20 protein-coding genes are annotated in these 21,272 nt (G+C 54.5%); 13 read left to right on the forward strand and 7 right to left on the reverse strand.

What is annotated here, in order from left to right:
* Positions 1–21 precede the first annotated feature (21 nt).
* Positions 22–1,197, reverse strand: a complete 1,176-nt coding sequence (locus tag H627_RS20795) for a sensor histidine kinase (RefSeq protein WP_051225121.1) — start codon at positions 1,195–1,197, stop codon at positions 22–24.
* Positions 1,194–1,889 carry a LytR/AlgR family response regulator transcription factor gene (locus tag H627_RS0102900; RefSeq protein ID WP_027827720.1) on the reverse strand — a complete coding sequence of 232 codons (696 nt, stop codon included), beginning with the start codon at positions 1,887–1,889 and terminating at the stop codon, positions 1,194–1,196. Before H627_RS0102900 ends, H627_RS20795 begins: the two co-directional genes overlap by 4 nt.
* Before the next feature lie 162 nt (positions 1,890–2,051).
* On the opposite strand from H627_RS0102900, the gene truB reads away from it, so the two are divergent.
* The 13 genes from truB (at position 2,052) to H627_RS0102965 (ending at position 16,486) form a co-directional block, all read left to right on the forward strand.
* A complete protein-coding gene (gene truB, locus H627_RS0102905; RefSeq protein ID WP_027827721.1) occupies positions 2,052–2,969 on the forward strand; it encodes a tRNA pseudouridine(55) synthase TruB in 918 nt (305 codons plus the stop codon).
* Between the two features lie 2 nt (positions 2,970–2,971).
* A complete protein-coding gene (gene ribF, locus H627_RS0102910; protein WP_027827722.1) occupies positions 2,972–3,922 on the forward strand; it encodes a riboflavin biosynthesis protein RibF in 951 nt (316 codons plus the stop codon).
* Positions 3,922–5,067, forward strand: a complete 1,146-nt coding sequence (gene hemW, locus H627_RS0102915; protein ID WP_027827723.1) for a radical SAM family heme chaperone HemW — start codon at positions 3,922–3,924, stop codon at positions 5,065–5,067. Before ribF ends, hemW begins: the two co-directional genes overlap by 1 nt.
* A gap of 120 nt (positions 5,068–5,187) precedes the next feature.
* Entirely contained in the window at positions 5,188–6,252 is a 1,065-nt protein-coding gene (gene hrcA / locus H627_RS0102920) for a heat-inducible transcriptional repressor HrcA (protein ID WP_027827724.1), read from the forward strand.
* Positions 6,253–6,273: 21 nt separating this feature from the next.
* On the forward strand, positions 6,274–6,933 hold the full coding sequence (grpE, locus tag H627_RS0102925) for a nucleotide exchange factor GrpE (RefSeq protein ID WP_027827725.1): 660 nt from the start codon (positions 6,274–6,276) through the stop codon (positions 6,931–6,933).
* 59 nt (positions 6,934–6,992) lie between these two features.
* The gene (gene dnaK / locus H627_RS0102930) at positions 6,993–8,870 is read left to right on the forward strand and encodes a molecular chaperone DnaK (RefSeq protein ID WP_027827726.1); all 1,878 of its coding nucleotides are present in this window, start codon (positions 6,993–6,995) and stop codon (positions 8,868–8,870) included.
* A gap of 122 nt (positions 8,871–8,992) precedes the next feature.
* Complete coding sequence (gene dnaJ / locus H627_RS0102935; RefSeq protein ID WP_027827727.1) at positions 8,993–10,159, forward strand: molecular chaperone DnaJ; 1,167 nt, start codon at positions 8,993–8,995, stop codon at positions 10,157–10,159.
* A 186-nt stretch (positions 10,160–10,345) separates the two neighbouring features.
* A complete protein-coding gene (locus H627_RS0102940; RefSeq protein WP_027827728.1) occupies positions 10,346–10,786 on the forward strand; it encodes a MarR family winged helix-turn-helix transcriptional regulator in 441 nt (146 codons plus the stop codon).
* A complete protein-coding gene (locus tag H627_RS0102945; protein WP_027827729.1) occupies positions 10,783–12,180 on the forward strand; it encodes an MFS transporter in 1,398 nt (465 codons plus the stop codon). The genes H627_RS0102940 and H627_RS0102945 overlap by 4 nt, the downstream gene beginning before the upstream one ends.
* A 4-nt stretch (positions 12,181–12,184) precedes the next feature.
* The gene (locus tag H627_RS0102950) at positions 12,185–12,835 is read left to right on the forward strand and encodes an NAD(P)-dependent oxidoreductase (protein ID WP_027827730.1); all 651 of its coding nucleotides are present in this window, start codon (positions 12,185–12,187) and stop codon (positions 12,833–12,835) included.
* A 115-nt stretch (positions 12,836–12,950) separates the two neighbouring features.
* Positions 12,951–14,363 (forward strand): glycosyltransferase family 2 protein, encoded by a 1,413-nt coding sequence (locus H627_RS0102955; protein ID WP_051225122.1) that lies wholly within the window; start codon positions 12,951–12,953, stop codon positions 14,361–14,363.
* A 49-nt stretch (positions 14,364–14,412) separates the two neighbouring features.
* Positions 14,413–16,251 (forward strand): translation elongation factor 4, encoded by a 1,839-nt coding sequence (gene lepA / locus H627_RS0102960; RefSeq protein WP_027827732.1) that lies wholly within the window; start codon positions 14,413–14,415, stop codon positions 16,249–16,251.
* 16 nt (positions 16,252–16,267) lie between these two features.
* Positions 16,268–16,486 (forward strand): hypothetical protein, encoded by a 219-nt coding sequence (locus H627_RS0102965; RefSeq protein WP_027827733.1) that lies wholly within the window; start codon positions 16,268–16,270, stop codon positions 16,484–16,486.
* 62 nt (positions 16,487–16,548) lie between these two features.
* On the opposite strand, the gene H627_RS0102970 is transcribed toward H627_RS0102965, so the two are convergent.
* The 5 genes from H627_RS0102970 to galT form a co-directional block, all read right to left on the reverse strand.
* Entirely contained in the window at positions 16,549–17,280 is a 732-nt protein-coding gene (locus tag H627_RS0102970) for an MIP/aquaporin family protein (protein ID WP_027827734.1), read from the reverse strand.
* A gap of 90 nt (positions 17,281–17,370) precedes the next feature.
* On the reverse strand, positions 17,371–18,030 hold the full coding sequence (locus H627_RS19045) for a hypothetical protein (protein ID WP_027827735.1): 660 nt from the start codon (positions 18,028–18,030) through the stop codon (positions 17,371–17,373).
* A gap of 99 nt (positions 18,031–18,129) precedes the next feature.
* Complete coding sequence (locus H627_RS0102980; RefSeq protein ID WP_027827736.1) at positions 18,130–18,630, reverse strand: DUF5067 domain-containing protein; 501 nt, start codon at positions 18,628–18,630, stop codon at positions 18,130–18,132.
* A gap of 136 nt (positions 18,631–18,766) precedes the next feature.
* Positions 18,767–19,759: a LacI family DNA-binding transcriptional regulator gene (locus H627_RS0102985; RefSeq protein ID WP_027827737.1), complete on the reverse strand. Its 993-nt coding sequence runs from the start codon at positions 19,757–19,759 to the stop codon at positions 18,767–18,769.
* 15 nt (positions 19,760–19,774) lie between these two features.
* A complete protein-coding gene (gene galT / locus H627_RS0102990; protein ID WP_027827738.1) occupies positions 19,775–21,271 on the reverse strand; it encodes a UDP-glucose--hexose-1-phosphate uridylyltransferase in 1,497 nt (498 codons plus the stop codon).
* Position 21,272: the final 1 nt, after the last annotated feature.

The following is a 21,272-nucleotide window of genomic DNA, read 5'->3' on the forward strand; positions in this document are numbered from 1 at the left end:
AATAATTTATATGAGTCGCTGTCAGTCCGTGCTGGCGGCGGCTTTTTGACTTATTGTGGGTAAGGGCAGGGCGATCTCAGTTACGAACACGCCCTCTTCATATTGCCGGTTGATCATCCCGTTATATTTCTCGACCAGCGCGTTGATCCGGCGAATGCCGAGGCCCCGTTTGTCGTTCTTCGTCGATGCATAATCGTAGTTGATATATTGATCCGCCGGTCGGGTATTGGTCACAGAAATATAGAGCTGTTGCTTCATAATCGCAATGTAGACCCGCAGGAAGCGGTCGTCCGTTGCCGGCTGGGCTTCGATGGCCTCCAGGGCGTTGTCCAAAATGTTGCCAAGAATCACCACCAAATCAACAGCCTTAATGAGCGGTTGCGGGCCGACAAAGGCTTTCACATTCATCGGGATCTGCTGGTTCTTGGCCATGGTTAATTTGGCGTTCAGGACCGCGTCCAGCATCGGGTTGCCGGAGCGGACGATTTGTTCGATATCACCCAGGGAAGTCTCCAATTCGCCTAAATAATGCTGCGCTTGGGCCACGTCGCCGTCGTGGAGATAGACTTTCAGCGATTGCAAATGATCGTGGTAATCGTGGCGCCAGCCGCGAATCTGCGCATAGAGATGGTTGACTTCTTTAATGTAGTTGGCCATGATGCCATCCAGTGATTGGGCATAGACCATGTCGGTTTGCTGGAACAAATAAGTGAGCAGGCCGGTCACCAATTTCACGGTAAGCAGCCACAGCCCAAGAAGCAAGAAGCGCGCTGGTGTGTCTGAAATGAAAAAGAGGACGGCAAAAATCGCACCGGTGCCGCTCAGCAGCAGCCACAGCGGGCGAAAGGTTTGTCCCCGGGCAATATGCACGATGCAGGCGCTGATGACAATGGTGAATAGGCCAGCGGTACTCTTCGGCGACGATAACCAAATCGGGGCCAGCGCCGCGAGTACCAGTAAACCGCCCAACACCATATCCGGCCAGCGGGCATGGAGCGGATCGCGGCCCAGCCAAGCATAGAGCTCCAGAACCAGCAGCGCGGCGAGAATGCCGCCCCAGGGGATAATGAAGGGCAGTGTAGCGATGGGGATCAGGGCCAGCCCCGACCACCACGGTTTCTTTTCCGGGTGCGCACTCAGCCAAAGCAGACCGCCTAAGGTGAAGAATAGGGTGCACCATAACAGTTGCCCGATCATTGCCGCGCCAACTTTCTGAACCGCTCCCAGAAGGCCTGCTTGACCGCTTGCGTCCGGTTCCGGGCGAGGGGTACGGCGACCCCGTTGGCCAAAGTGACCGTGTCTTTGCCAATGGTGCGGATGTGGTCAATGTTCACCAAAGCCGACCGGTGGGTCAGAATGAAGCGATTGTCCAATTGGGTGCGAATATTCTGAATGCTGTCTTTGAAGGCGTCTTGACGTTCTTGGGTGATGACCGTCAAATAGTGACCATCCACGGTAAAGGCCATGATGTCATACAGGTAAACTTGGGTCGATCCGTCGGCCAGGGGCAGGATAATGAATGGCGGCCGCTCGGTAGCGGCGGCCCGATCAAGCAGTTTGGTCAGTTTCTCCGGAGTGATCGGCTTCAAAATGTAATCTAAGGCGTTCACATCGTAGCCGTCGAAGACGTAGTCATCATAATTGGACAAGAAAGCCAGGGGCATTTTTGCATCCTGCGCGCGAATCTTTTTGGCCACTGCCATTCCGTCCATACCAGGCAGTTTGATGTCCAGCAGAATCAGATCAAAGTGGGGATGATCCGGCCAGGCAAACAGGAACTGCTCGCCTGACGCGAAGACAGTCCAAGTTAAATCACGGTGTAAGCTAGCCAACATATCCGTGAGGGTCTGCTGCATCGTTGGATTATCTTCCACAATGGCAATTTCCATGAGCGTGCACCTTCTTTTTCATTTTCCTTATTCAGTGTACCTTAAATCAAATTGACTTTCGATTGGCGTTGGTGCTGACATTGAACTCTTTTGTTCCCGCCACCGTTCTGCTGTAAACTAGAGGCTACATACTTGAATCGAATTATTGGAGGAATTGTTGTGATCAACGGCTTTATCCCCTTGCATAAGGAAGCAGGGATGACGAGTTTTGATTGTGTGGCAGCGGTGCGCAAGCTCGCCCGCCAGAAGCGGGTGGGGCATGGGGGCACCCTGGATCCGGATGTGGATGGGGTGCTGCCGATTTGTTTAGGGGTCGCCACGAAGCTGGTGGATCGGCTGCAAACCATGCCCAAGACCTACACGGGTGAAATCACTCTGGGCTTCGCGACGGATACCGAGGATTTGAGCGGAAAAGAAATTGCCCGCCAACGGCTGACGGCGCCGTTTACCGAGCTGGCCATTGATCAGGCGATGGCCTCTTTTCAGGGCGCTTACGATCAAACCCCGCCGTTATATTCTGCTGTGCGGGTCAATGGCAAACATCTCTATGAATACGCCCGGGCTGGCGAGACGGTGGCTCGGCCGACGCGGACGGTGCATGTGTATCATTTCGACCGCACGAGCGCCCCTGTCTTTAATGAAGAAACCGGGGAGCAGACTTTTTCATTCACAGCACAAGTCGCGAAGGGGACGTATATCCGGACACTGGCCTCCGATTTGGGCCAGCGGCTGGGCGTGCCGGCGGTGATGAGTCAATTGACTCGTCAGGCCAGCGGCGGCTTTCAATTGGCCGAAAGCGTCACATTGGCCGACTTGGCGGCCGCACCCTTAACTGATTTTGTGCGGCCGATCCAGGCAGTGTTTTCGAACATGCCGATTGAAGACTTGACCCCGGCGGCCTGGACCCGGGTCCAGCATGGCAATTACCTGCGCTTAACCCGTCCTGCGACCGATGGCAATGAGCTGTTTCTTCGGTATGGTGGGGACATTCAGGCGATTTACCGCTATGAGACCCAGACCGGCACCTGGCGGGCGGCCCAAATGCTGCTGCATGAAACAACGGGAAAGGAGGCGGAGTGAGTATGGAAGTCATTTCCTTAGCCAGCCCAGTGCCAGATACGGCGGCATACACCACGCCGCGGGTGCTCGTGTTAGGCTTCTTTGACGGCGTCCACCGCGGCCACCAAGCGGTGATCGCCAAGGGGCGGGCGATTGCGGACCAGCATGGCTGGCCGCTGAGCGTGCTCACTTTTGCGGATCATCCGGCGGTGATTTACCGCGGGGCAGACCGGGCGACTTTTGAATACTTATCACCCATCACTGAAAAGACGGCTTTAATGGCCCGCTTCGGCGTGGATCAGCTTTTTGTGATCCATACGGATACCAGTTTCAAGCAGGTGACGTCGCAACAATTTATTGACCGGTACGTGGTCGGGCTTGATGCTCAGATCGTCGTGGCCGGCTTCGATTACACCTTCGGCCCCCGGGACGTGGCCAATATGCAGACGATCGATCAGTTTGCCCAGGGCCGCTTCCAAGCAGTGGCCGTACCGCCTGTGGCCTTCAATGACATCAAAGTTGGCTCGACGGAAATTCGTGAACTGCTCATCGCCGGCAAGGTGGATCAGGCCAACGACCTGCTGGGCTGGACCTATTGCAACACGGGTACCGTAGTGCATGGGTTGCAGCGGGGGCGGGAGTTGGGCTACCCGACGGCCAACCTGGCTGTCACACCCAACGAAGTCGTCCCCGGTATCGGCATCTATGCCACTCGCTTTTTTGTCCGCGGCCAGTGGTACCCCAGCATGACCTCCATCGGCCACAACGTGACATTTGAACCGAATCAGCCCCTCACGGTGGAAAGCAACCTGCTGGACTTCAACGGCGATATCTACGGTGAACCGGCCAAAATCGTCTGGGATCACTACCTGCGCGGCGAGGTGAAATTCTCCTCCGCCCAGGGTCTGATTGACCAGCTAGCCCAAGATGCCGCCCATACACGACAGTATTATGCAGAAAGGACCCAACCCTAATGGTGGCTGCGTACATCCACATCCCGTTTTGTGAACATATTTGCTACTATTGCAATTTTAATAAGGTTTTCATCCAGGGCCAGCCGGTGGATGACTATATCACGCGGTTGCTAGAAGAAATTAAGATGGTGTTGGCTGAATACCCGGATGAATCGATCGAGACCGTCTATATCGGCGGCGGGACACCGAGTGCGTTGTCCCCGGAACAGATGGACCGGCTGCTCAGCGGAGTCAACGACCTGCTGCCGCTGCCAGCTGGCGGCGAATTCACCATTGAATGCAATCCCAACAACTTGCTGACCATGGATCTCCTGCACGTGTTCAAAGACCACGGGGTCAATCGCTTGAGTGTCGGTGTCCAGTCGTTTGACGACGCGGTGTTGAAGAAAATCGGCCGCACCCACCGGGCCAAGGACGTGTACACCGCCTTCAAAAATGCCCGGGCGGCCGGCTTCGACAACATGTCCATGGACCTGATCTACCGTTTGCCGGGGCAGACCTATGATGATTTTGCCGATAGCTTGCGCCAAGCGGTGTCCCTGGATCTGCCCCACTATGCAACGTATTCCCTGATTCTGGAGCAGCGAACCGTATTCTATAACCTGATGCGTGCGGGCAAGCTCCACCTGCCCAGCGATGACACGGAGGCTGACGAGTATGAACTGGCCATGGATTATTTCGCCGATCACGGGCTTCACCAATACGAAATCAGCAACTTTGCCAAGCCCGGGTACGAATCGGTGCACAACAAGAAGTATTGGCAGAATGAAGACTACTTTGGCTTCGGCGCCGGCGCCTGGGGCTACCTGGATCGGGATCGCTACCATAATTTCGGCCCGATTCAGCAATATCTGAACCCGTTACGGGCGGGCAAGGTGCCGGTGTTTGCCCGCCAATTGGTTTCTCCCGAGGAACAAATGGAAGAGCAGATGTTTCTTGGGCTGCGCTTGAATGCCGGGGTGGACCGCCAGCGTTTTGCCCAGCGCTTCAAGATGACCATCGAGGACGTGTACGGGCAAACGGTGCCGGAACTCGTCGCCCAGGGATTGGTCACCGATGATGGCCGCCATGTCGCGCTGACCAAGCGGGGCCGCTTCATCGGCAACGATGTGTTTGAAAAATTCTTGCTGGATGATGCCGATTAGCACCCGCACCGAAAACCTGCTAAAAATATCGCTGAGCCATTGACTTCAAAGCGCTTGGTTGGTATATTATGTAGTGTATTAGCACTCAACATCATTAAGTGCTAAAAAGAGGTGGTAGCGATGCTGACCAAACGTGAGATGTTGGTGTTAAAGGAGATTATTCGGCACTATAACGAGAGCGGCCAACCGGTGGGTTCTAAGACCATCATGGGTTCGCTCCCGATGAAGGTCTCCAGTGCCACGATTCGCAACGACATGGCGGCGCTGGAATCGGCGGGCTTGATCGAGAAGACCCATTCGTCCTCCGGCCGGGTGCCGTCCGATACCGGCTATCGGTATTACTTGGACCATCTATTGCAGCCGACGATGGTGGATTCCGATGATTTGAATATGATTCAGACCATTTTCCGCCAGAAGTTCTATCAAGGCGATGAATTGGTGGCCCAGTCGGCGAAGATTCTTTCTGAACTGACCCACTATACAGCGATCACGCTGGGGCCGGAAGTGGGCGTCATGCACCTGGAAGGCTTCCAATTGATGCCGCTGGGTAATCGCCGGGTCTTGGCCTTGCTGATTACCACCTCCGGGCAGGTCGTCAATAAGACGTTCGTGATCCCGGATACCGTCACTGGTGAACAGCTGGAGGCGGTGATGCGGGTGATCAATGATCAGCTGGTGGGCAAGCCCATTGCGACGGTCATGAATCAGCTGGACAGTCATTTGATCCCGCTGATCAGTCAGTATATTCACTCGCCGGATTTCTTTCTGGATGTGGTCCATGGGATTCTCAGCGAAGCCAGTGCAGACCGCTTCCATATCAGCGGCAAGATGAATATTCTGGATTACGCCCACATGGACGATGTGAATCAGCTGAAGTCGCTGTATCATCTGATCGATACAGATGATCAACTCGCGGCGCTCCTGGGGCTGAACGATCCCGATGACGACACCAAGCCGCCCACTGAGCACGGGGTGACCGTGCGCTTGGGTCATGAGTTCCCGAACCAATTGCTGGCCAACATGTCGTTGATTCGGGCTACGTACCACGCTGGCGAGTATGGGGATGGCATGATTGCGATCCTCGGTCCGTCCAGCATGCCGTATTCCCGAGTGATCGGGCTGCTGGATTTATTCCGGGATGAGCTGGCCCGGCGCATTGCCGATTACTATCGTGATCACGGATAATTAACGAAGGGGTTTTGCAGATTGGCTAAGGAAAGAGAACACGAGACAAAGAAGAAGGAAGATTTTCCTTCTGAAGATCACGTGCAAGAAAAAGATACCGCGGCTCAAATCCACGCCCATGTCCAAACTGGCCGGAAGAAACAGCCGGAATCCACTGAGGACAAGGTATTGGATGAAACCAAGGCAGACCTGGATGATTTGATCAAGGGCCTGTCGACCGCCGCGTTGGAAAAAGAAAATAAAGAGTTAAAAGACAAAGTGGCCCAACTGGAAGATAAATACTTGCGGGCTGAAGCAGAGATGCGCAATATGGGCAATCGCCAGAAGAAAGAAATCGACGGGATGATCAAGTACGACGGCCAAAGATTAGCCAAGTCGATCCTGCCGGTGGCCGATAATCTGGAACGGGCCTTGGCCGCTGAAGTCAATGCGGACGGCATGGCCCAGCTGCACAAGGGTGTGGAAATGACCCATGAACACCTGATCCACTCCTTGGCCGAGAATCACATTACGGAGATCGCGGCGGCGGGTGAAAAATTTGACCCGACCAAGCACCAGGCGGTTTCCACTGCACCGGCCGACAAGGATCATCCAGCCGACACGGTCGTGCAAGTGCTGCAAAAGGGCTACATGCTGCGGGATCGCGTCCTGCGGCCCGCGATGGTCGTTGTCGCCCAGTAATACGCGTAAATTGAATAAAAATTTGAATTGTATATTGTTAAAAGTGAGGTAATTTGAGTATGGCAAAAGTCATTGGTATCGACTTAGGCACCACCAACTCCGCAGTCGCTGTTTTGGAAGGCGGCAAGCCAAAAATCATCGCTAACCCAGAAGGCAACCGGACCACACCGTCCGTTGTCGCCTTCAAGGATGGCGAGATCCAAGTCGGGGAAGTCGCAAAACGGCAAGCAATCACGAACCCGGACACAATTTCTTCGATCAAGCGCCACATGGGTGATCCGAATTACACCGTTAAAGTCGGCGATAAGACGTATAAGCCCCAAGAAATCTCTGCGATGATCCTGCAATACATCAAGAACTTCGCCCAAGATTACTTAGGTGAAGAAGTGAAGGATGCTGTGATTACCGTGCCGGCATACTTCAATGATTCCCAACGGCAGGCCACCAAGGATGCCGGGACGATTGCCGGGTTGAAAGTCGATCGGATCATCAACGAACCGACCGCTTCCGCTTTGGCTTATGGGGTCGACAAGGACGAGAAGAAAGACGAGAAGATCCTGGTCTATGATCTGGGCGGCGGCACGTTCGATGTCTCCATCCTGGAATTAGGCGACGGTGTCTTCCAAGTCCTGTCCACGAACGGTGATACCCACCTGGGCGGCGATGACTTTGACCGGCGCATCATGGACTGGCTGGTCAAGGACTTCAAGGCTGAGAACGGCGTTGACCTGAGCAAAGATAAGATGGCTTTGCAGCGGTTAAAGGACGCGGCTGAAAAGGCGAAGAAGGATCTGTCTGGCGTTACCAGCACCTCCATTTCTCTGCCGTTCATTTCCGCCGGCCCCAACGGCCCGCTGCACTTGGAGAAGCAATTGACCCGGGCGAAGTTCGATGAATTGACTTCGGATTTGGTTGAAAAGACAAAGATCCCGATGGACAATGCCTTGCGCGATGCCAAGTTGACTTATGACGATATTGATAAGGTGATCTTGAACGGCGGCTCCACTCGGACACCGGCCGTGCAAGATGCTGTCAAGAAGTGGTCTGGTAAGGAACCTGACCACTCCATCAACCCGGACGAAGCCGTTGCTCTGGGCGCCGCCATCCAAGGCGGGGTCATCACGGGTGATGTCCACGATGTTGTCCTGCTGGATGTTACGCCGCTGTCCTTGGGTATTGAAACCATGGGCGGCGTGTTCACGAAGCTGATCGACCGCAATACGACGATTCCGACATCCAAGTCGCAAACGTTCTCCACAGCCGCGGACAATCAACCGGCTGTTGATATTCACGTACTGCAAGGTGAACGGCCCATGGCGGCGGACGACAAGACCCTCGGCCGCTTCCAGTTGGCGGACATTCCGCCGGCACCCCGCGGCATTCCGCAGATTCAAGTGACGTTCGATATTGATAAGAACGGCATTGTGAACGTGTCGGCCAAGGATCTGGGCACTGGCAAGTCCCAGAAGATCACCATCCAGAGTTCGTCAGGTCTGTCTGATGAAGAAATCAAGAAGATGATGGCTGAAGCCAAAGAGAACGAAGACGCCGATAAGAAGCGGAAGGAAGAGGCTGACCTGAAGAACGATGTCGATCAGCTGATCTTCCAGACCGATAAAACGTTGAAGGAACTCAAGGGCAAGGTTTCTGACGACGAAATCAAGAAGGCCCAAGATGCCGAAGATGCGTTGAAGAAAGCGCAGCAAGCCAACGACTTAGAGGACATGAAGACGAAGCGGGACGACTTGAACAAGATCGTGCAAGACCTGACCGTGAAGCTGTATCAACAAGCCCAGCAAGAGCAGCAAAAGTCTGGTGCTACTGATGGTTCTGGCTCCGCTGACGGCAATCAAGACGGCGGTGATAAGGGCAAGGACGGCGGCAACAGTGATACGGTTGACGGCGACTTCTCCGAAGTCCACAACGACGACAAGTAATCTGAATTAAACAACTGAAACATGCAAAGGCTTGCCTGCGGGCAGGCTTTTGTTGTTTTAGCACCTATGGTATATTAGTGACAGTCTGTATTAAATTTGCACGATATCAAGGAGGACGCCAGATGGCGAAACGTGACTACTATGAAGTGTTAGGAGTCAGCCGAGACGCAAGCGATGACGACATCAAACATGCTTATCGCGAATTGTCGAAAAAGTGGCACCCCGACGTTAACAAAGCCCCGGATGCGGAACAGAAATTCAAGGAAATCAACGAAGCCTATGAGGTCTTAAGCGATCCGCAAAAGCGGGCCCAATATGATCAGTACGGGCAAGCCGGCATGAATGGGGCCGGTGCCGGGGCTGGCGGTTTTGGCAACGCTGGCGGGTTCGGCGGCTTTGGCAATGCTGGCGGAGCCGGTGGTTTTGGCGGTTTCGACGACATCTTCTCCCAGTTCTTCGGCGGCGGCGCGACCACGCAAAATGCGACGGCACCCCGGCAAGGACAAGATTTGCAGTATCGGATGGATCTAAGTTTCAAAGACGCCATCTTTGGTACGGATACGGAGATCCAATATGACCGCACCGCGACCTGTCAGACCTGTCATGGGTCGGGCGCCGCACCGGGAACGAGTCCGGTCACCTGCCATAAGTGCCATGGGTCAGGCTACATTGAAATTCAACGCCAGACCCCGATCGGCATTATGCGCACCCGGGAAGTCTGCGATGTCTGCCACGGCACTGGTAAGGAAATCAAAGACAAGTGCCCGACGTGCAACGGCAGCGGCCATGTCCAAGAGAAGCACACGCTGAAAGTTAAGGTCCCTGCGGGGGTCGATGATGGCCAGCAGATGCGTCTGGACGGTCAGGGCGATGCTGGTGAAAACGGTGGCCCCTATGGCGACTTGTACGTGGTTTTCCGTGTGCAGCCGTCGAAGGAGTTTGAACGAGACGGCTTTGAAATCTATGTCACCGTACCCATCACCTTTGCCCAAGCGGCATTGGGTGACGAGATCAACGTGGACACCGTCCATGGTCCGGTAACGCTGAAGGTGCCAGCTGGCACCCAATCCGGTACTAACTTCCGCCTGCGCGGCAAGGGCGTGCCCAAGTTGCAGGGCAGCGGTAATGGCGACGAGCACGTTCGCGTGCAAGTGATTACGCCGAAAAACATGAACCCCAAGCAGCGCGAGGCGCTGGAAGCCTTCTCTGCTGCCGGGGGGGATAAGATCAAACCGCAGGAAAAGAATTTGTTTGAAAAGATGCGGGATAAACTGCGCGGCGAAGAGTAGCAACGGGTGGCGTGTCCCGTCAGACCCGACGGCTTAGCACGAGCAGTCTGGGGGGCGGAATCCGTTTACACCCCGTCGTGGCGACAGCATATAACCAAGCTCTCTGACTTTTTAGTCAGGGGGCTTTTTATTTTCTGAAAATGGTTGTATAATACGTTAGTATCCTAACGATATGGAGGAAGAAAGATGACACCAGAAATCGGACGGTTATTGAAGATTGCCAGTAATCGGTTGTCTTGGGGGCTGGATCAGTATGCCCGACAGCATGGTTTGACGGGGACCCAGATGTCTTTTCTGGATTTTTTGTACCGCCGAACCACTGCCGGTCAGGTCGTCCTGCAACGGGACATTGAACAGGAGTTTCAAATCAAACGTTCCACCGCCACACAGGTTTTGCAAACTATGGAGACCAAGGGATTGATTACGCGCCAGAGTGCGGCCCAAGACGCCCGGCAAAAGGAAGTGCTGCTGACCGCCGCTGCCCAGGATCAGGTCCAGCTGGTGCGGGACTATATCGAAGCATCGGATACAAAAATTACCGCTGGCTATTCTGCTGCCGAAGTCAGGGTAATTACCCATTTTCTGCAACACATTGCTGAATTGAATAAGGAGGAAAATTTTGACTGAAAAAAAATGACCGGATTCCCGGCTACGTGCTGGGAGCGATTGTTGCTACCGGGGTGATGTCCTTGTGTGGTACGATCGTGGAGACGGCGATGAACATTACATTCCCGACGCTGATGCGCCAGTTTGGCATTGGCACCAGCACTGTCCAATGGATGACGACACTGTACCTGCTGGTGGTCGCCATCATCGTGCCGCTATCAGCCTATCTGAAGCGCCGCTTCACGACGAAGGCGCTGTTTATCACCGCCAACAGCCTGTTCATCATCGGCGTGCTGACGGATGCGCTGGCGCCGTCCTTCGCGGTATTATTATTAGGGCGGGGGATTCAAGGTCTTGGGACCGGGATCGCGCTGCCGTTGATGTTCAACATCATCATCGATCAGGTGCCGATGGCTAAGCTGGGCTTGATGATGGGGGTCGGCACCTTGATTACTGCCGTTGGTCCAGCCATCGGGCCCACCTTTGGCGGGTTCGTTGTCGATACTTTGGGCTGGCGCCACATCTTCGTGTTCTTGCTGCCGCTATTGATTGCGTCGCTGATCTTGGGCATCATGACGATTCGCCAAAAGCATCCCACTCAAGCGGCCAGCCTGGATTGGCTCAGTGTGTTGTTTTTAGCTGTGGCCTTTGTGGCCATGATTCTGGGCTTCTCCAATCTCGGCAGCCGGGCTTTCTTAAGCTTGACCCTTGGCGGCATGCTTCTTCTGGCGGTGGTGGCCTTTATTCTTCTGGGTTGGCGGTCGCGGCAAGTGACACCGATCATCAATTTTTCGGTGTTAAAAAACAGCGGTTTTTCTTCCCTGACCTTCGCCTTGTTTGCTTTCCAGATCGCGACCATCGGCTTATCCTTCATCGTGCCGAATTATATTCAACTGGTGAACGGCGCCAGCGCTAACTTGGCTGGTCTGCTGGTCCTGCCCGGTGCCTTGCTGGGCGCGGCGATGTCACCCTTTGGCGGGCGGATCTACGATAATTGGGGGGCCAAGCCGCCACTACTGCTGGGAATCATTCTGGCCCTTGGGGCGAACATGACCTTGATGGTCTTTGCTCAGAGTCTGAGTAATTGGGCGATTGCCGTTCTGTATACGGTCTATATGCTTAGCCTGGGCTTGTCCTTTGGTAATCTGATGACGGAAGGGCTGTCTTATCTAAGCGGACTGACAAAGAGCGACGGCAATGCGATCATGACCACGGTCCAGCAGATCTCCGGCGCAATCGGCACAGCCATTGTCGCCGCCATCGTTGCTCTGGGTCAGGCGGCACCCCATGTTTCCCGAGCAGTTGGGACCGCCAATGGTGCCCAGCACGCCTTGCTGTTTGTCGTCGTCTTGCTCTTGATTGCTCTGATTTTATTAGTCAGAGTATTGTTTTTCAGAAAAGAAGCGAAAGGATGATTTGATGGAAATTATTGTGATTGGAGCTACTGGTATGGCCGGGTCGGCAATTGTTCAAGAAGCAATTAAACGGGGCCACACGGTCACGGGCATCGCCCGGTCGGCCAAGGAGCTGGCGCAATTAGCGGCGGCCAACCCAGATTTAAAGACGGTGGCCGCGGATGTCTTCGCTTTACCAGAAACGACTTTTGCCGGGGCAGATGTCACCGTGGATGCTTTCGCGACTGATCCAGCCCATGCATACCGGCATGTTGATTTGGCAACCCGCCTCGTGGCGATGTTCCGGGAAACGACTAAGCCGCGACTGGTCTTCATTCTCGGCGCCGGGTCGCTCCAAACCGGCACTGATCGGCACTTGTTGGTCGAAGACTTGCGCAAACTCCCGCAAAGCGAGTCTTTCATCGCGATTCCTGGAAATCAGTATATTGAACTGCAATTCTTAGAGACCGTTACTAATGTGGACTGGGTCGGTATTTCCCCCAGTCAGACATTCAATGCTGGACCTGCCACTGAGGCCCTTCTGGGTACGGATACCCTGCTGCATAATGCGGCTGGCAAGTCAGAAACAACCAGTGGGACAATGGCCGTCACGGTTTTGAATGAAATTGAAAAACCGGCTCACCGCAATACCCGGTTCACGGTAGCCAACCAATAATTCAGCCGAGACATAATTGTTGCATCCGGTTCGGTTTGCAGTGATAATGTAGCCACCGGTTTGGCAGTATAGAATAAATTGCCCCTCACCATTCTTTGAAGTGAGGGGATTGTTTATGATCAAACATTGGTCACGATTAGATTTTGGTGCACTGGCGATTTACCTGCTGGTGGTAATTGGCGGCCCGATTGCGATTTTAGCAAGTATCGCCGATTCTTTTGCACCGTTCATTCAGCATTTCGGCTGGTTCCTGTTTCTGTTAGTGATCAGCATCAGTACCTGGGTCTTGCTGCTCACGATGTATTACATCTTTCTGACGATTTTCGGTTTCGGCCGTGCCCGGCGGGATTACCCGTTGGCGGCGCCCCGGAGCCGTTTTCTTGTTTTGATCCCGGCGCACAACGAAGAGACGGTTCTCGGCGCGACTCTGGCCAATCTGAAACAAATCGATTATCCCCGGGCGTTGTACCGCATCGTGGTAATCAGCGATCAATCCACCGACGAAACCGCGGCCATCGCCCGCCAATTTGGGGCTCAGGTGATTGATACCAATCGCCGTCTTTTCCGGCGGGTCGGGGTCGGTAAGCCGGCCGCCTTGCAATATGGACTGGATACCTTAGCAAATACTGGTCAGCTGCGGGCAGCGGATTATGTGCTGGTGCTCGATGCGGACAATTTCGCCGATCCGTCAATCTTACGGGAACTGAACAGCCAGTTTATGGCAAAGCCGTATACGGCTATTCAGGCTTATCTGGACAGCAAGAACGATGATCGGCTGTTATCCTTGGGTTACGCGATGAGTTATTGGACCATGAATCGCTTCTTTCAATTGAGCAAGTATCGGCTGGGGCTTGATAACAGTATCGGCGGCACCGGTTTTGCGGTCAATGTGGACTGGTTGGTGGCCCATGACGGCTTTCAGTCCCGCAGTTTAACCGAGGATCTGGAGATGGAGATCCGTATCGTGGAAAGCGGCGGCAGCGTTGGCTGGAATCACTGGACGCGGATTTATGACGAAAAGCCGGAACATCTGCGGGCCAGCATGGTCCAACGTTACCGCTGGAGCCGCGGCCATTGGTACACTGCCTTCCATAATGTCGGGCCGCTGCTGGCCCATTTCTTTAAGTCAGGGGACGTGCGCTATCTTGATCAGATTAATTATCTGTTCTCCATGCGGCAAAACATCCAGTATCTCTTGGCCTTGATCTTTGTCCTGGGGTGGGGGATCAGTTGGGTCGTTCCGCAAGGCGGGGCATATCCGATGTGGCTGGCAGATGTGGAACGCAGTTACTTCGTACCGATGACACTGATCAATTGGGCGATCCTTCTGGAGGGATTCCTACCGATGATTGCGGGATACTGGTACGATGCCCCCCATCGGTTGGCTCAGCTGCCCAAGGCGTTGGTGGCGTTCTATTGGTTCTCGCTGACTTATTTGGCTGATCAACTTGTCGGGTTGGCGACCTTCCCCAATCAGCAGACCTGGAGCCATACCCGGCATGCACTGACCACGCCTCATCGGCACTGAACCTATGGTATAATGGGCCATACTGAAACCAACGGAAAGTAGGCTCAAGATGGATCAGCAGCAAATGATCGACCGGCAAAAACACATTCGGAATTTTTCCATCGTGGCCCATATTGACCACGGCAAGTCCACCATTGCAGATCGTATCCTCGAACTCACCCATACGGTGGCCGAACGGGATATGACCAACCAATTGCTGGACACGATGCCCTTGGAACGCGAACGGGGCATTACCATCAAGTTGAACGCAGTTGAATTGCACTACCACGCCAAAGATGGCGAGACGTATATTTTTCACCTGATCGACACGCCGGGACACGTGGACTTCTCCTATGAAGTCTCCCGCTCCCTGGCCGCCTGTGAAGGGGCGATTCTGGTCGTGGATGCGGCCCAGGGCGTCCAGGCGCAGACATTGGCCAACGTTTATCTGGCTCTGGACAACGACCTGGAGATCATTCCGGTGATTAATAAGATTGATCTGCCCAGTGCTCAGCCGGACGTGGTGAAGCAGGAAATTGAAGACATGATCGGCATCGATGCCTCCAATGCCGTGCTCGCCAGCGCTAAAGAGGGCGTTGGGATTCCCGAACTGTTGGAACGGATCGTCCATGATGTGCCCGCGCCAACAGGCGACGTAGAGGCCCCCTTGAAGGCGTTGATTTTTGACTCTAAATACGACAACTATCGCGGCGCAGTGCTCAGTGTCCGTTTATTTGATGGCACCGTTAAAGTTGGCGACCAAATCGAATTGATGAGCACCGGCAAAACATACGAAGTGACTGAAGTCGGCGTGATGTCTCCGGATGCCCAGCCCCGGGAAATGCTGATGGCGGGAGATGTCGGCTATTTAGCGGCATCAATTAAGACCGTTCAAGACACCCGGGTCGGTGATACGGTGACGTCCGCCGTCCATCCGGTCGCCAAGCCTTTGCAGGGTTACCGCCAGATTCAGCCGATGGTGTATTCTGGGATGTATCCGGTGGAGAACGCCAAGTACGGCGAATTGCGGGAGGCCTTGGAGAAACTTCAGCTGAACGATGCTGCTTTGGAATTCACCCCTGAAACTTCTCAAGCGCTGGGCTTTGGTTTCCGTTGCGGTTTCCTCGGTTTGCTGCATATGGACGTGGTCCAGGAACGGTTGGAGCGGGAGTATGATCTGGATTTGATCATGACTGCCCCAAGTGTGGACTACCACGTCATCACCACCGACGGCGACACCCACGTGGTGGACAATCCGGCGGATATGCCGGATCCCACTACGATCAAGGAGATTCAAGAACCCTACGTGAAGGCCGAGATCATGGTGCTCAGCGACTATATCGGGGCGGTCATGGAATTGTGCCAGCGCAAGCGGGGCGAGTATGTGACGATGAATTACCTGGATAAGTACCGGGTGAGCATTGTGTACGAGATGCCCTTGTCTGAAATCATTTACGATTTCTTCGACGAACTGAAGTCCAGTACGAAGGGCTATGCTTCCCTGGATTATGATTTGATCGGCTATCGCGCCAGTGATCTGGTGAAGATGGATATTCTGATCAACGGCGAACCCGTCGATGCTCTGAGCTTCATCGTGCACAAAGATTTCGCCTATCAGCGCGGTCGGGATATTACCGCCCAGCTGAAGACGACCATTCCTCGGCAGCAGTTCGAGATTCCCATCCAAGCGGCCATCGGCAATAAGATTATCGCCCGAACGACCGTGAAGGCGTATCGGAAGAACGTGCTGGCCAAGTGTTACGGCGGCGATATCACGCGGAAGCGGAAGCTGCTGGAGAAACAGAAAGCTGGGAAGAAGCGGATGAAGGCTGTGGGAAATGTCGAAATTCCGCAGGAAGCATTCATGGCGGTGTTGAAGACCAACGAAGACGAGACGCACGACAGATAGGCTGGGAGCTGAGCTGATGGCCGAACACAAACAACGTACGTATCACATTCTCGCTGCCCTCTATATTGCGGCGTTTTTCGGCTTTGGTTTCTTCTTTGTGGCTTATGCCATGTATCGTCACCCTTGGTTTAATTTGCTCGCAATCGTTATCCTGGGCGGACTTCGCTTTGTCATCTGGCTGATCCATGACCCACCGCGCAAGCGCAGTGGGAAACTGCCGGGATTCTGGAAATAGCATGTTAAAAACAGGTATGCCGCGGCTTCAATTGAAGCTGCGGCATACCTGTTTTGGTTTTCTTACATAAAAATGACTTTATACAATCCAACAGCGGTAATCCCAGCCAGAAACGGTGCAACCACCGGAATCCATGCATACTCCCATTGGGAGTCGCCCTTGTTTTTCAACGGAAACAACGCATGAACTAACCGCGGGCCCAAATCCCGGGCCGGGTTCAAGGCCGGGCCGGTCGGGCCGCCTAGGGAAGCGACGAGCGTACCGACTAAGAAACCCAAAGCCAGATGGGCTGTGCCCAAATTATTATGGAAGAAAGGGGCCCTGGTGATTCCAAGGGCGGAAAAAAAAAGAATAAATGAACCGATAAATTCATTGATGAACCCATTCAAATGACTGCCGGTAGCATCAATCGTGGAAAACGTGCCAAGAATCTTGTTTGACTCCGTAGTCAAGTCATAGTGGGGCTTGTAAGCGGCAATGACCACCAGTTGGCCAGCAATGGCCCCGAGCATTTGGGCCGCAATATACGGGGCCACTTCAGCCCAGGGAAAAAGCCCGGCGGTGGCCAGCCCAATGGTGAACGCCGGGTTGATGTGGTTGCCTGAGATGCTCCCGAAGAGCAGGGCGGGAATCATCACCCCGGCCCCGTAGCCGACGGCAATCAGCATCCAATCGGATCCATTGCCCTTGGTGCCCTTGAGGTCGACGTTGGCAACAGCCCCGTTACCGAGAATGATCATAATGGCAGTACCAATAAACTCTGCGGCGAGCCGCGCGATGAGTGAAAAATCCATTTACTTTTCCAGCTTTCCTGAATAATGGCAAAACAAAATGTGTTGGCGACCGGGAACGCTGAAGGAAGCACAACACACGTGATGAAATAATTACTCCGCCGAGGTGTATCCGGCACGCTCGGCGGTTTGACTATCGGTGAAATTGACCCGGGCATCAGCCGGCACATCACTGGGTACGGCGTTAGCCGGATAGTACGTATGATTACTGGAGTCTCCGACCACGGCTGAGGCCGAAGAGGCGGATGACTGACTACTGGCAGCTGCCTCAGAGGATGACTGTGCTGAGGCGGCCGCCTGAGACGCTGAAGCAGCACTGGCGGACTGGGCCGCTTCGCGAGCTGATGATGCTGAGCGCGATGCCGCCGCGGCGCTGGCCCGGGACGCCTCTTGGACAGACGATGCCGACCGGGCGGCATCGTCTGATTGGGAAGCGGCCGATTCTGAGGCTGCCCGACTGCTTTGACTGGCCGCTTGCGCGTCCGCTCGGCTGCTGGCCTGCGCCGCTGAACTAGAGCGGGCACTGGCAGCTTGTTCCGCCGCCGTTTTTTCCGCGGCCGATTGACTGCGGTCCCCGCTGACGACCGCACCAAGACCCGTGAAGGTGAGCAGGGTGACCAGTAAGCCAACCCCTAAAACGAGGGCCGGGTGCTGCAGTTGCCGGCGGCGTATTGCCGCGATGATCAGCCAGAATAAACCGATCACCGCCATCGTCAGCCCAACGACCATCAAGCCAATCATTACCGTACTCATCTGCACCCGCTTCCTTTCTCCCTCTATTATACGGGATTGCCCCGCCTTAAGGCAGAAAAAAAGGGCCGGTCGGCGGTCACCAACTGGCCTGAAAAGGAATTACTTTGTAATATCGATACTTTCTTCACCAATGACCTTGCCGAATGCGCCATTCCGGGCCGTCAGCTTAACAGCCGTCTTCTTGTCCTGCAAAGTAAAGTTCATAGCCGCCTGGGCGGACTTGCCCTTCTTCACTGGCGTGCTGGCCACGGTCAAGAACTTGTCCGCCGGGACACCGTTGGGGTCTAGCGTCTTCTTGCCTTGAGTAACTGTTAAGGTGTCGTTAAATGCGGTATCCGGAGTGATGGTATCACCACTGGTGTTTTTCAGTGTGTAATAAATGGCCACAACCGCATGGTCCGATTCGTTTCCTTTACTATTCGCCTTGAGTACCTTGGCCTGGTCAATTTTCACTGAATAGCCGCTGCGTTTGACAGTATCATCTTTGAAACCCGAAGTGACGGTGATGTTGCCGGCCCCGCTCTGGGTCGTACCTGAATTGCAGGCGCCTAATGCCACCGCGCTGAGTAATGTGATACCGATCAATGCCAATTTCTTCATGAAGCAAATCTCTCCTTGTGTGTTAAAAATTAAAAGCCAACTTTACTAGTTTACTGGTCCAGACCACTTTGCACAAGGGGATTTTCACGCATGAAAAAGACCGCCGCAAGGAAGCGGCGGCTCATAATGCATCCGTTTATTGCGGCGTGGATTCCCGGATGATCAGGTGGGTAGCCATGGTGATCTTCTGGGCCAATTCCGGCACTGCATTTTCAATCAACTGGCTCAGGCGATAAAAAGCCTGATGGCCCATTGCTTCGGTGTCCACGTGGACCGTGGTCAGCGGCGGCTCCAGATACTTGGCGATGGAAATGTCGTTGAACCCGATCAGCGCGACCCGGTCTGGGACGGCGATATCGGCCCGGCGCAGCGATTTCAGGGCGCCAATCGCCAGGGCATCGCTGGTGGCGAAGAAGGCCTGGGGGAGATGGTCATCCAGTTTGGCTAACGCTTCGTCCATCATCGCCTCGCCGGAGGTTGGATTGAACGCGCCCTCAAAGACCCAATCAGGGTTGAACAGATCTAAGCGTTTCAGTGCGGTGGTGAAGACGTGGGGGCGGGGATCGGGCCATTCATTGCCCTCACTGGTTTTCTCTACCCCGCGCAGCATGCCGATGCGTTCAATGTGGTGACTGATGAAGAAATCCACCACCTGATTGACAGCGTTAGTGAAGTCAGAGACAACACAGTTGATGTCCCGCTCCAGCACGTCGTCGTCAATGATCACCAGGGGCAGGCGGTAGGCCTTCAGCTCTTTCAGCTGATGATCGCCGAACTTGCCGATGGCAACGATGCCGGCGACATTCTTCAGTTCGCTGGCGCCAAAGGAATGGAATAAGCGGATGACCGAATATCCTTGCTCCGCCGCCGCTTCTTCGACGCCCATCCGAATCGACAGGTAGTACAGGTCGCTTAATTCGTCGGCTTCATCGACCCATTGGACAATAGCGATGCGTTTTTGCTGCGGCTGCTTCCGGTGCGCTTTCGAGTACTGCAACTCATTAGCCACTTGGAAGATTTTTCGGCGGGTCTCCTCGGTAACGTTCAATGATTGATCGTAATTCAGTACCCGCGATACCGTGGCACTGGAGACACCGGCCCGATCCGCAATATCTTTGATCGTGGCCATGGTTGTCACTCCATTCTAGTTAGCTTCTGTGACGTGTGTGATAAATTTGCGGAACCCGGCCTGGCCGGCAGCGTCCCGTTTGTAGACGCCGGCATCCATCAGCACCCGCAGGAAGACGCGGCCCACCGCCTGGCGGACGATATCTTCAACGGAGGCGGCAGAAATGCGCCCGGCATTATCCTTGGCCAGTTGTTCGGCCCAGGGCCGGTGATACTCTTTCATGGCATTCTTCTGGCCCAGCAGGAATTTCTCCACTTCGGCCAATTCACTCTTGAGCCGGGCCGGTAAGACGGCCAAGCCCATCACTTCGATCAAGCCGATATTTTCTTTCTTGATGTGCTGCACGTCCTGATGCGGGTGGAAAATGCCGTCCGGATACTGGTCAGAGGTCTGATTGTCCCGCAGCACCAGATCCAGCTGATAGCCGCCATCCGCGGTGCGGGACGCAATCGGCGTCACCGTATGATGCTGAATACCCTCGGTATAGGACCGAATATCTAGCCCCTCATCGGAATAGTTCTGCCAAGCGGCGCGAATTTCTTCGGCAGCTGGAATCAATGCCTCAGCGGTTTGTGCGGTCAGGCGAATGTCCGACATCGGCCAGTGGGCGATGCCAGCGGTCACGTCCGGGTGGGCGGGCCAAGCAAAGGTGCTGTCCAGCGGCGCCACCGTCATCGGGAAGGTGTGCCGGCCGCCCTGATAATGTTCGTGGCTCAGCATTGAGCCGCCGACGATGGGCAGGTCGGCGTTGCTGCCGACAAAGTAGTGGGGCCATACCGTGACGATATGCAGCAGATTTACAAACGTCTGCCGGTTAATGTGCATCGGTTCATGGATCGTATCCAAGAAGATGCTGTGCTCATTAAAGTAGGCGTAAGGGGAATACTGGAACCCCCAGTGGTGGCCGTTGATATCGAAGCGAATGATCCGGTGGTTGCTGCGGGCAGGGAAGTCCAGCCGGCCCTTGTAGCCTTCGTTTTGTAAGCAGAGCTGGCATTGCGGGTAATTGTTGGTGTTTTTCTGCTGCGCCGCGGCCGCAATCGCCTTGGGGTCCTTTTCCGGCTTGGACAAATTAATGGTGATTTCCAATTTGCCGTAATCCGTAGGCGTCAGATAACGAATGTTCTTCGCGATCCGGCGGGTTTGAATGTAGTCGTTGGCCTCGGATAAGTGATGAAAATAGTTGGTGGCGGCTTCGGGAGAGTCGCGATACTGTTTCCAGAACTCACGATTCACTATGCCCGGAGTGGGGGTGTAGAGATCCATCAGCTGGTCGCCAAGGATATCCCGGTCCGGTTGGGAATCATCAATGACGCCAGTGGTCACGGCGTGATCGACTAATTCATTTTTCAAGTCAATCACATTCGTCGTTACGGTGGTCAGCGGCAGCGCGTCATCACCCACGAGGGCCAGAATCCGATTGTTCAGGTAAACATCATCGACGGCTTCATATTCCGGATTGGCGGCGATGATTGCGTTCACGAATGCCGCCACAAGTGCGGTCTTTGCCATA

This window comes from Schleiferilactobacillus harbinensis DSM 16991 (assembly GCF_000425885.1).
Classification (GTDB): Bacteria; Bacillota; Bacilli; order Lactobacillales; family Lactobacillaceae; genus Schleiferilactobacillus; species Schleiferilactobacillus harbinensis.

Bases quoted from the DNA above. Each gene is read 5' to 3' on its own strand.
- H627_RS20795 (WP_051225121.1), bottom strand. From the start codon at position 1,197: ATGATCGGGCAACTGTTATGGTGCACCCTATTCTTCACCTTAGGCGGT.
- H627_RS0102900 (WP_027827720.1), bottom strand. From the start codon at position 1,889: ATGGAAATTGCCATTGTGGAAGATAATCCAACGATGCAGCAGACCCTC.
- ribF (WP_027827722.1), top strand. From the start codon at position 2,972: ATGGAAGTCATTTCCTTAGCCAGCCCAGTGCCAGATACGGCGGCATAC.
- hemW (WP_027827723.1), top strand. From the start codon at position 3,922: ATGGTGGCTGCGTACATCCACATCCCGTTTTGTGAACATATTTGCTAC.
- hrcA (WP_027827724.1), top strand. From the start codon at position 5,188: ATGCTGACCAAACGTGAGATGTTGGTGTTAAAGGAGATTATTCGGCAC.
- dnaK (WP_027827726.1), top strand. From the start codon at position 6,993: ATGGCAAAAGTCATTGGTATCGACTTAGGCACCACCAACTCCGCAGTC.
- dnaJ (WP_027827727.1), top strand. From the start codon at position 8,993: ATGGCGAAACGTGACTACTATGAAGTGTTAGGAGTCAGCCGAGACGCA.
- H627_RS0102940 (WP_027827728.1), top strand. From the start codon at position 10,346: ATGACACCAGAAATCGGACGGTTATTGAAGATTGCCAGTAATCGGTTG.
- H627_RS0102950 (WP_027827730.1), top strand. From the start codon at position 12,185: ATGGAAATTATTGTGATTGGAGCTACTGGTATGGCCGGGTCGGCAATT.
- H627_RS0102955 (WP_051225122.1), top strand. From the start codon at position 12,951: ATGATCAAACATTGGTCACGATTAGATTTTGGTGCACTGGCGATTTAC.
- lepA (WP_027827732.1), top strand. From the start codon at position 14,413: ATGGATCAGCAGCAAATGATCGACCGGCAAAAACACATTCGGAATTTT.
- H627_RS0102965 (WP_027827733.1), top strand. From the start codon at position 16,268: ATGGCCGAACACAAACAACGTACGTATCACATTCTCGCTGCCCTCTAT.
- H627_RS0102970 (WP_027827734.1), bottom strand. From the start codon at position 17,280: ATGGATTTTTCACTCATCGCGCGGCTCGCCGCAGAGTTTATTGGTACT.
- H627_RS19045 (WP_027827735.1), bottom strand. From the start codon at position 18,030: ATGAGTACGGTAATGATTGGCTTGATGGTCGTTGGGCTGACGATGGCG.
- H627_RS0102980 (WP_027827736.1), bottom strand. From the start codon at position 18,630: ATGAAGAAATTGGCATTGATCGGTATCACATTACTCAGCGCGGTGGCA.
- H627_RS0102985 (WP_027827737.1), bottom strand. From the start codon at position 19,759: ATGGCCACGATCAAAGATATTGCGGATCGGGCCGGTGTCTCCAGTGCC.
- galT (WP_027827738.1), bottom strand. From the start codon at position 21,271: ATGGCAAAGACCGCACTTGTGGCGGCATTCGTGAACGCAATCATCGCC.